The sequence below is a fragment of the Hassallia byssoidea VB512170 genome (assembly GCF_000817785.2).
In the GTDB taxonomy this organism is placed as follows: Bacteria; Cyanobacteriota; Cyanobacteriia; order Cyanobacteriales; family Nostocaceae; genus Hassallia; species Hassallia carrinoi.
This window is the reverse complement of record NZ_JTCM02000168.1, coordinates 1-9,482: the sequence shown is the minus strand read 5'-3', so window position 1 is coordinate 9,482 and position 9,482 is coordinate 1. Positions and strand designations below refer to the sequence as shown.

Annotated in this window: 11 protein-coding genes; 5 read left to right on the top strand and 6 right to left on the bottom strand. The window is 41.0% G+C overall.

Annotated elements, in window-relative coordinates; translation table 11 throughout:
* Positions 1–179: 179 nt before the first annotated feature.
* Positions 180–722, top strand: coding sequence for a Uma2 family endonuclease (locus PI95_RS33445; RefSeq protein WP_039748944.1), 543 nt, complete (start codon positions 180–182; stop codon positions 720–722).
* A gap of 259 nt (positions 723–981) precedes the next feature.
* Here the strand turns inward: PI95_RS33445 and PI95_RS33440 are convergent, their stop codons facing one another.
* Positions 982–2,790: an ABC transporter ATP-binding protein gene (locus PI95_RS33440; RefSeq protein WP_039748117.1), complete on the bottom strand. Its 1,809-nt coding sequence runs from the start codon at positions 2,788–2,790 to the stop codon at positions 982–984.
* Positions 2,791–2,963: 173 nt separating this feature from the next.
* The gene (locus tag PI95_RS33435; protein ID WP_039748116.1) at positions 2,964–3,842 is read right to left on the bottom strand and encodes a DUF6816 family protein; all 879 of its coding nucleotides are present in this window, start codon (positions 3,840–3,842) and stop codon (positions 2,964–2,966) included.
* Between the two features lie 564 nt (positions 3,843–4,406).
* Between PI95_RS33435 and PI95_RS33430 the strand changes: the two genes are divergently transcribed.
* From PI95_RS33430 to PI95_RS33415, 4 genes are all read left to right on the top strand, one after another.
* Complete coding sequence (locus PI95_RS33430; RefSeq protein ID WP_039748114.1) at positions 4,407–5,279, top strand: DUF4388 domain-containing protein; 873 nt, start codon at positions 4,407–4,409, stop codon at positions 5,277–5,279.
* Positions 5,279–5,824 (top strand): GTP-binding protein, encoded by a 546-nt coding sequence (locus PI95_RS33425; protein ID WP_039748113.1) that lies wholly within the window; start codon positions 5,279–5,281, stop codon positions 5,822–5,824. The genes PI95_RS33430 and PI95_RS33425 overlap by 1 nt, the downstream gene beginning before the upstream one ends.
* Before the next feature lie 154 nt (positions 5,825–5,978).
* Positions 5,979–6,563: a roadblock/LC7 domain-containing protein gene (locus PI95_RS33420; RefSeq protein ID WP_163519427.1), complete on the top strand. Its 585-nt coding sequence runs from the start codon at positions 5,979–5,981 to the stop codon at positions 6,561–6,563.
* Between the two features lie 202 nt (positions 6,564–6,765).
* Entirely contained in the window at positions 6,766–7,227 is a 462-nt protein-coding gene (locus PI95_RS33415) for a hypothetical protein (RefSeq protein WP_039748111.1), read from the top strand.
* 46 nt (positions 7,228–7,273) lie between these two features.
* Here the strand turns inward: PI95_RS33415 and PI95_RS33410 are convergent, their stop codons facing one another.
* The 4 genes from PI95_RS33410 to PI95_RS36490 form a co-directional block, all read right to left on the bottom strand.
* Positions 7,274–7,489: a hypothetical protein gene (locus PI95_RS33410; protein WP_039748109.1), complete on the bottom strand. Its 216-nt coding sequence runs from the start codon at positions 7,487–7,489 to the stop codon at positions 7,274–7,276.
* 150 nt (positions 7,490–7,639) lie between these two features.
* Entirely contained in the window at positions 7,640–8,047 is a 408-nt protein-coding gene (locus PI95_RS33405; RefSeq protein ID WP_039748108.1) for a ChuX/HutX family heme-like substrate-binding protein, read from the bottom strand.
* Positions 8,048–8,203: 156 nt separating this feature from the next.
* A complete protein-coding gene (locus PI95_RS33400) occupies positions 8,204–9,157 on the bottom strand; it encodes a PhoH family protein (RefSeq protein ID WP_039748107.1) in 954 nt (317 codons plus the stop codon).
* Positions 9,158–9,165: 8 nt separating this feature from the next.
* The coding region (locus PI95_RS36490; protein WP_236117305.1) for a hypothetical protein at positions 9,166–9,482 on the bottom strand (317 nt) is incomplete at its 5' end.

Below are 9,482 nucleotides of genomic sequence, written 5' to 3'. Positions count from 1 at the left end.
TTATGCAAAGTTGCCGTTGGCGTTCGCGAAGCGTCTCGAAGAGAAGCCTCTCGTTCGCGCAAGCGTCTCCCTTTGGGAGAAGAGAAGGCATCAAAGCTTTACAAGACAGAGTAATGGCATTGCCGGAACAAAACGTACAATAAAGCTAGGTTTACAAAGGGAATGTGAGCGATTCGGCAATGAAGACGCTAGCTAAATGGTCTGTGGATGACTATCATCGCATGGTTCAAGCGGGAATTCTGAGCGATCGCCGTGTAGAGTTGCTCTTTGGCGAAATTGTTGAAATGAGTCCAGAAACCCCGATTCATTACAGTACGGCAAAACGAGGCGCGAAATACTTAGAGGAGTTACTCTTAGGTAAAGCCGATGTTCGTTTTAATGGACCGATTACACTATCTAACTCTGAACCTGAACCAGATATCGCGATCGCTAGATTACCAGAGTCAGCTTACAACAATCGCCATCCTGCACCTGAAGATATATTTTGGGTGGTAGAGGTTGCCAAAACAAGCTTGAAGAAAGATTTAGAATTGAAAGCTTCTATTTACGCTACTGCTTTGATTCAAGAATATTGGGTTTTGGATTTATCTGCAAAGCAAATAATCGTATTTCGAGAACCCAAAGACGGTAATTATACTACAGAACAAATTATTGTAAAGGGAACGATTACACCGTTGGCATTTTTAGAGATTCAGGTATCAGTTGAGAAATTGTTAAGTTGAGTAACGCTGTTGAATAATGAAGAGTTATTTTTATTGTGGCACTTAATAGAGGCGATGTCTGACGACAAGCCCTTCTCCTGACGGAGACGCTGCGCGAACGGGTTCAGCAGAGCCGGCACGAGGGAAACCAGGAGCGCAGCGCTGCTTCACCGCTTTGCGTCTACGCATTCGGGCAATATAAACTAAAAATTTCCGTACAATCATCCTTTTGAGGATGTTATACGGAAAAAATTCTGATGTTATTCAAAAAACAAGGGGGTTAACTCAACAATTCTCCAGTTTCTTGCAGCGAGTGCAAGCGGCGGTAAATTCCTTCATGACGCAACAATTCATCATGACTACCGACTTCGACAATCCTACCTTGATCTAGAACCACAATTTTATCTGCTTCGCGGACTGTACTCAAACGGTGAGCAATAATTATTGTAGTGCGAGTTCCTTGAATCGATCGCATGGCTAGTTGAATCAATCTTTCAGACTCGTAATCTAAGCTAGATGTCGCTTCGTCAAAAACTAACACGTCTGGTTCAACTAATAATGCCCTAGCAATTCCTAAACGCTGTCTTTGTCCTCCAGATAACCTGACACCACGTTCACCGACAACTGTGTAATAACCTTCGGGTAAAGTGCGAATTACGTCGTCTAATTTGGCTATTCTACAAGCTTCTTCAACTTGCTGAAAACTTGCGCTTTGATTGCCATATCTTAAATTCTCCAGCAAAGTACCGTTAAAAACGTCTACTTCTTGGTGAACGATCGCTAAACGTCGGCGATAATTACCAACATCTAATGTGATAATATCTTGCCCATCAATTAATATCCTTCCCTGATTCGGGTCAAAATAGCGAAACAGCAATTTCACTAACGTAGATTTCCCCGAACCGGATCGCCCAACCAGCGCTACTGTCTGATATGGTTCTATTAACAAGTTGACATCTTGCAAAACCGGACGGTTAGTATCGTACCCAAAAGTTACGTTAGAAAACTCAATTTTACCTGTGAAACTATAAGCCGATCCAGTTTCTACCAAACTAGCTGCATCTACCCCAATCGGCTGCTGCATTAATTCGTGATAGCCCAACATTGAAGCATAACGACGAGTAAAAATCTCTGCTAAGTTGCTGATAGGTTCCAACTCGGCATAAGCCATGCTGGAAACTGTTAAAGTCGTGAGAAAGTGTCCTAAGGAAATTTGACCTTTTACCGTAGCTGCTAAAGTTAAACCTAGTATCGCAAACACACAAAATTGAACGAATGCCGTTCTAAAAGTACCCAGCTTGATGTAACCAAGATGGATGCGGTAATCTAGTACTTTAAACTCGCGGTCAAGTCGTTGTTTTTGGCGTTTGAATTCTAATGGTTCTGTGGCAAATGCTTTAACTGTTTTGATGTTAGTGATAATTTCTGAGTTGCGGCTTTGGGTATTTTCCATGTACTTATCTAGCCGTTTTTCTTGTTCCATCAGCTTGTTTAAATCTTTCAGGGTGTAGCTGAGGATTACCACGAACGAAATCAGAAATACTATCGCAATCCGCCATTCAATCAGCAAGATAACCACAAAAATACCCAATACTCTAAACAGTTTGGGAATCATTTGTCCAGCGATTTCCGGATAAGTAAAAGTATGATTTTCTAGACCTCTAGCTATTTTACCAGCAATGCGTCCGGGATTATTTTCGTCATAAAATTCTAGCGGCAAAGTGAGTATTTTCGCTATCGTTTCTTTAAAGTGATCTCGTCTGGCACGAAAAGCAATATCCCAATGAAACCACCAAGTTGACCATACTTGAATCGGCGCTCTGACAACGGTAACTAAGAAGATTACAGTCATTAGCACTGCCAAAGATGATAACCGATTTTGTGGTAATTTAATCAGGTTAACTATTGCAGCGATCGCATTCTCTATTGCATTATCTAGCGGTTGTCCCGAAAGGACGTTTAAAATTTGTCCTGTGGCATATGGTACAACCAAATCGATAATTTCAAAGATGCTCGCTGCGGCAATACTAAATATAACCGCTACTCGATAGCGATCGTAGTATTTGATAATGTCTCTAAATTTTGCCATAATACACCCTATTTGATGAGTAGAGACGTTCCAACGGAACGTCTGTACAGATGAATTGTGTTTTAACTCCTCACTTTTCGCGTTTAACTCTTCACTACTTAACGTTGCAGTTGAGCCACAGACTTGTAATACTACATATGTAACTTAATGTAGTCAATAAGTAATAGAGTAAATCATCCTTTGGGAGTAGCTGACACTTGGGAGGGAAAAAATTCTAAGCGATAGCGATAAAGTGCGACTGGATGAGAGCCGGCTTTGAAGTAATCTGGATCTTGGGGTGAAAGGTAGACAGCAGTCACTTGATCTGCTTCTATCACTGGATTAGATGTAGAAAGTTTGCGGTAAGCGGTTGTTGATTCTACGGAGTTGAAATAAGGATTAGAACCACCTTTAAATAGCTGCTGAAAGACTTCTGTAGTGATGAACTTATTATCCGGTGTAGTTTCTGTAGCGCGTGCGGTGACAATAGAAACTAACTGAAGATTGCCTTTTAACAATGTAATTTGACGATTGGGCGATTTTGGATCTACTTTGACTGATAAGACGCGATCGCCTAAATAAGTCCGTGCCAAATTCAAGCTATTAAATGCCCTATCCGCAACTACAACGGGCGATTTTGTATCTATCCGAGGTATGAGTTTTAAACCAGAAACAGGCAATTGCTGTTTTATAAATCGTACTGGAAAACTCACAGGTTGATTTAGCTGTCGGCGATTACCTTCAAAACCAGGTGTAACTATATCTGGCGCTAAAGGTGCAGCCAAATCTATTAAAGTGCTTTTAAGCTGCCAATTACCCGCCATCCAGTCAGGATAAATCAAATCACCTTTAGGCGATCGCACCGAAGTTATTTTTTCCCACTGAGGAAAATTCGCCAACCTTTGACCCTTCGGGTCAGCAAGTTTCCCATCTCCTGTCGGAGACGCTACACGAACGACGCAAAGCGCCAAGACGGGAACTTGCTGACTTAATTCTCCCGCTGCTGCTTCTTTACCACACACCAGAAATAAAAAAATCAAGCAAACACTTAAAATCGCTTTCATAGCAAGCATTAGAGATATATATTGCAAAGTATTAATTTTTCGTTGATTAAAAACTCATTTAATTCAAATTTTTATTAAAATTTCTTTATTAAAATTAACATATACATCAATAAAGTAAACAAAAACCTAACTACCCAATCTAATTTATTGGCGTTACAGAGAAGCAAGCAGAGCTAGAATAAGAGCGAATTTGTCCTCTGTGATACTTACTCACTGTTGTTTTTGAAGTTTTAGGTAAGTAAGTGCTCATGATTCTCCTTAATTAAGGTATTATTGAATTAAATAGTGTCATTTAATGTGTATAATACGTAAATATTCAGGTATTTATACTTAATAACCTGATTTTAATTATTTAGTGATTGTAGAATTACTTATTTTTAAAGCTTGACCGTATACTATGCTTCTATGGGGTGCTATAGATAAAGGGCAAGTAGCTTTGAACTAAAATCAGGTATAAAACTTGCTTTTGAGCCGGCTGGTGCTTTAGGAGGTTTCCTCCTTTGTTTGCACTCTCCGTGAAAATATTTTTAGGGTGCTATTTCAAATAAATTCCTATTTATAGTTCTTGAACGAATGAGCCTATCTAGTTCTTTTACGGATTTTTCCTTAGCGGAATTATTCCAACTGATTGATCAAGGGCGAAAATCGGGTTGTTTGAGTGTCTGTACTTTACCAGACCTTCATGCTGCTGGATCTAAATCCCTACATTACTATATTTGGTTTCGCCAGGGGCGTATTGTCGCTGCGGCTAATCGCTTAAATGGTCAGGAATTAGTATCTAAGATAATCAAAAGAAAGTGGTGTAACCCAGTCAGAGAAAATATTTCTAGAAGTGCTACAGGAACACCTTTGGGTTTAGAGTTGAAAACCGAAGGATTGCTGAGTGCTGAACAGCTCAATCTATTATTTGCCAGTCAACTGCAACAAGTTCGAGAACTGTTTGAAATCCAAACCGGTGTATTTAAACTTGATAGCAAGGCTACTTTGCCTTGGACAGAAATGACAGGATTAAGCCTAAGAGCAACTGAAGTAGCGCTGATGGCTTTGAGAGCATTGAAAAACTGGGAAGTATTAGCTGATGTACTTCCAGATGTCAGTTCTGGCATTAAAAGTATTACACAAAACAAACCACAATTTCGCTTGAATCCTTTCGAGTGGCAAGTGTGGGAGTTTGCGAATGGAACTGTTGATTTAAGTGCGATCGCAACTCAACTCAATCAACCTACATTAATAGTTCAACAAGCTGCTTTTCGGCTAATGCTTGCAGGTTTGGTAGAAGAAGTTTCTTTGCACCAATGTACACCCGAACTAAATAATTACCCGATGGATGAAAGTCAAGGAAATGCCTTCAATTGTGGACAAAAAAAAGCCCCAGAACCAAACATGTTGAAGGTAAGTACAGCATTTTTACAAAATTTAGTCGGCTTTTTAAGGAGTAAAGCTTAATGGAAATCCTACGCATAGTAATTACGGGTGGCGTAGGTGCAGGAAAAAGTAGCTTGATTCGCACAATTAGTGAAATTGATGTCGTTGACACGGAGAAGGAAGTTACTGATGAACTAGCAGAAATGAAGGCGAAAACTACCGTAGCAATGGACTTTGGGCGGATCACCATAGCAGCCAATCAATCACTGCATCTTTATGGGACACCAGGACAAACGCGATTTGACTTTATGTGGGACATCTTGATTCGTAAAGCTCAAGCTTACATCCTGTTAGTAGCTGCACACCGCCCGGATCATTTTCGTTATGGTCGGAAAATTGTCAAGTTTATGAATGAAAGGGTGCAAATTCCTTATTTAATTGGGGTGACTCATACTGATTGCGCGGATGCTTGGGAACTCGAAGATGTGGCGTTAGCTTTGGGATTTGTGGATGAAACTACTCGACCGCCTTTGTTAGCTGTAAATGCTACCGAAACTGCTTCAGTAAAAGAAGCATTAATGGCGATCGTTTTAGAATTAGCCAAATCTTGCCAGCATCAACTTTAACAAACAAAGCGAATGCAAAAAAAAGAATGCCAAAAGTAAAAAAGGATTCTTGCTTTTGTTAGCGTTTTCCTTTTAACTTTAATTTGTCTTAGTAGTAAATTATCAAAACGCATCTGATGGAAATAACTTTATTGGAATAAGCAGTTTACCGCCTATGCCTCTAGGCAAAATCCGGAAGCTACTCGCAAGGGCATTTCAGAAAACGCCTACTGAGTTTGTAAATGCATCAAAATTGCCAACAACGGAGAATAATCCGTTATCGGTACTTGCGGACAATACTGAGAAACTACCACTAGTTACGGAATTTACGTTACCAATAAGTACGGAAAACAGGGAAATAGATTTACCAATAATTTTGGAGGAAAAAGTCATGATTAACACTTCGATGCTACAAGACGAACTGCAAAACTTTGTTAGCGGCACCTCTGATGTTCAAGGCGCAGCTTTAGTCAGTCCTGATGGCTTGGCTTTAGCTTCGGTGCTACCTGGAGGTATGGACGACGAACGTACCGCTGCAATGTCTGCATCTATGCTTTCTTTGGGCGAACGCATCGGACGCGAACTGTCTCGCGGTAATGTTGAGCGGATTGTCGTCGAAGGTGAGAAAGGCTACGGAGTTTTGGTTGGCTGTAGTAATGACGCTGTTTTATTAGTTCTCGCTAATGCGTCGGTAAAACAAGGCTTATTGTTTCTAGAAATTAAACGAGCCGTTGCTAGAATTGCACCTTTGCTTGGTTAGCTAATAACACGAAGCAACCCGTATTCAGATTTGTGGATTGCGGATTTTCTTTCTTAAGTTGCCATTATTAATTTACAACTAATTTGTAACTTTAATTTTGGCAAAATAAAAGAAAAAATTTGGAAAAGATGTAATGTCCATCTTCCTTAAGTTTTCAACCTGAGACTGCACAAATAAAAAATTAATTTTAGGAGAATCGTTTATGTCACGTCCAATACTGGGAGATTTCAGTAGTATAGTTTGTTTCAAGTCGGCAATTGTCGGCATGGAAGATGCTTTGGGTGAAAAAGCAATAGCGATCGCTTTAATTTCAGCCGGTCGCAGACGTGGTAAACATTTGGCACAAGAATTAGGTTTAGCAGGTGCAAACTTGTCTTTAGATGATATTGCCTCCAAACTTGGGTTTGCTTTTGGTAAAGATGGTACTCGTTTGTGTATCATTAATCGTATCAAAGCCGAAGGAGATGTTATCAAAGTTTACACTAGCGAAACTTTATGTTCTACGGGGGAACCTCAAGGTTCAGACCGTAAATGTACTTACACCCTCGGTGCTGTTTGGGGGGCACTACAGCAAACTTTCGGCAAGCGCTTCCAAGGAAAACACACAGAATCCGTACTTCGCGGTGGTGAGTACGATGTATTTGAGTTTACTGAAATGAATTGAGAATTGGTAATTGAGCATAAGGCATAGTAATAAAATGTAGGGTGCGTTACGGTTCCCTAACGCACCCTACCTTCAAAGAAGATAAGGATTCGTGTTCTGGTAATGGTGCCATGATTTCTAAAATTGCATTGGCATAGGCAATTCTTGAAGAACGCTTTTCTCCCAACTCAGCTAAAATCGCTTCAAACCGTTGCCAAGTTACCGGCTGGAGGGTTACTTTTTGACCGGGTTCTAATTGCAAGCGGATGGAAGTTGTTAACATGGCAATTCTCTTTCCGTTGCTTGTAAATATTAATTATCGCACTCAAGCTCTTTAGAAAACGCGATCGCGCACACCGAAGGTAAGAAGTGCCGATACCCGACACTGACAACTTGTCAACTAATTATCTATTCTAGCCTTCCCAATTACCAATTACCCATTAATTTCTGTCAAAGGTACGGGTTGCCAAACTTCTCCATACTGTTCTCGTAAAGCGTGCCAAGCTTCGACTTGACCGGGTTCATATTCTCCCGGTTTACCCCATTGTAAAAATAAACTTAAAGCGGCTTCTTGTTTCTCATCTAAAAAGCGGATGGCATAAGTGGTAAAATTGCCTCGCTTCGCTTCACCCGTTTCAAATTTTACTTGAGTAATTTTATCCATATTCAAGTGAAATTCAAAACCTTCAGTGTGCATGTTAGCATATTTCCCTTTGGGTAACTCTGCATAAAACAGCTTTTCTATTTTGCCACGCGCTTCTAATACAGCAGCGCTGCTAGTAACAATTAAACGTAAAGTTCCCAGAGTTTCGCAAGCTTCTAAAAATTCTTTTAAAGTCATAGTTGGGTGTTGGTTGTTAGTTGTTAGTTGTTAGTTGTTGGTTGTTGGTGGTTAGTTGTTGGGCAATCGGCAATCGGCAATGGGCATTGGTAATAAAAGATGCTTTCCATGCCCCATGCCCCATGCCCCACTATCCACTATCCACTATCCACGCTTTTATTTTTCGTGTTGTTCGTAAGCAGCGACAATTCGCTGAACTAAAGCATGGCGCACGACATCTTTTTGAGAAAATTGGCAAAAGGAAATGCCTTGAACATTCTTTAAAATATGTAACGCCACCGATAATCCAGATTCTTGGTGAGGTAACAAATCGGTTTGTGTTATGTCACCTGTAATCACCATGCGAGAATGAAAGCCCAAACGAGTCAAAACCATTTTCATTTGAGCGGGTGTGGTATTTTGAGCTTCGTCTACAATCACAAAAGCGTTGTTGAGAGTGCGTCCCCGCATGTAGGCGAGGGGTGCAACTTCTATTACACCGCGTTCCATCAAATTCGGTACTTTTTCGGGGTCGATAAATTCATTGATGGCATCGTAGAGCGGACGGAGATAGGGATTTACTTTTTGTTGTAAGTCTCCGGGCAAAAAGCCGAGTTTTTCACCGGCTTCGACGGCAGGACGAGTTAAAATAAGCTTTTCAAATTCGTTGGCAAGAAGTGCTTGCACGGCAACGACAACAGCGAGGAAAGTTTTACCAGTACCAGCAGGACCGACGCAGAATGTCAAGTCTCGCTGACGTAGAGCGTTGATGTACTGTCGCTGTCGAAAGGTTTTGGCTCGGATTTCTTCTCCTTTGCGAGTTCTGGCAAGAACATCTCGCTGCAACTCGTGTAGTTCTTCAGTGCGATCGCTATCCAAAGCCTGACGAGCTGTTAAAATATCAGCGCTAGTGATGGTATTACCACTAGTCCACAAATCTTCAAGCGATCGCACTAATCGAGTAGCTAAATCAATTTGTTTTTCTGTACCAGCAATGTGTAATTCCTGTCCCCGCAGCACCAGGTTAGCTCCTGTTTGCCTGGATATGGTTTTGAGATTTTCTTCATGTTGTCCCGCTAGCGCGATCGCGCTTTCGATATTCGGCAGTTGAATTGGCAAGGCAGCTGCCATAGTATTTCTTAATGTGTGAGGAATTGTTCTTTATAAAGGTTAAGATTTTTTTGGACGTTGGCGTAACCTGTACCCAGCGCGATCGCACGGGAGCGCGAGAACAGAGGAAAAACTGATACGGTAAACTTAAGTACAACTAAATATTTTAATAGCCACACCTGTTTACTAAAACAACAGACGCGATCGAGAACGCATCTCTTACTTGCTGGTTTTTGTTGATGGGTGTTTCCCCTGCAATAACCCACGACAAATGTGGACAGGCAAGTTAGGTAGATCCGCAACCACCCACGAGTATTTTTTATGTTCGCGCTTCGCGTCTCCCCTT

What these genes read in the sequence shown, in the direction of transcription:
- PI95_RS33400 (WP_039748107.1), bottom strand. Translation starts at nt 9,157, where the DNA reads ATGGCAGCTGCCTTGCCAATTCAACTGCCGAATATCGAAAGCGCGATC.
- PI95_RS33430 (WP_039748114.1), top strand. Translation starts at nt 4,407, where the DNA reads ATGAGCCTATCTAGTTCTTTTACGGATTTTTCCTTAGCGGAATTATTC.
- PI95_RS33410 (WP_039748109.1), bottom strand. Translation starts at nt 7,489, where the DNA reads ATGTTAACAACTTCCATCCGCTTGCAATTAGAACCCGGTCAAAAAGTA.
- PI95_RS33420 (WP_163519427.1), top strand. Translation starts at nt 5,979, where the DNA reads ATGCCTCTAGGCAAAATCCGGAAGCTACTCGCAAGGGCATTTCAGAAA.
- PI95_RS33435 (WP_039748116.1), bottom strand. Translation starts at nt 3,842, where the DNA reads ATGCTTGCTATGAAAGCGATTTTAAGTGTTTGCTTGATTTTTTTATTT.
- PI95_RS33415 (WP_039748111.1), top strand. Translation starts at nt 6,766, where the DNA reads ATGTCACGTCCAATACTGGGAGATTTCAGTAGTATAGTTTGTTTCAAG.
- PI95_RS33405 (WP_039748108.1), bottom strand. Translation starts at nt 8,047, where the DNA reads ATGACTTTAAAAGAATTTTTAGAAGCTTGCGAAACTCTGGGAACTTTA.
- PI95_RS33425 (WP_039748113.1), top strand. Translation starts at nt 5,279, where the DNA reads ATGGAAATCCTACGCATAGTAATTACGGGTGGCGTAGGTGCAGGAAAA.
- PI95_RS33445 (WP_039748944.1), top strand. Translation starts at nt 180, where the DNA reads ATGAAGACGCTAGCTAAATGGTCTGTGGATGACTATCATCGCATGGTT.
- PI95_RS33440 (WP_039748117.1), bottom strand. Translation starts at nt 2,790, where the DNA reads ATGGCAAAATTTAGAGACATTATCAAATACTACGATCGCTATCGAGTA.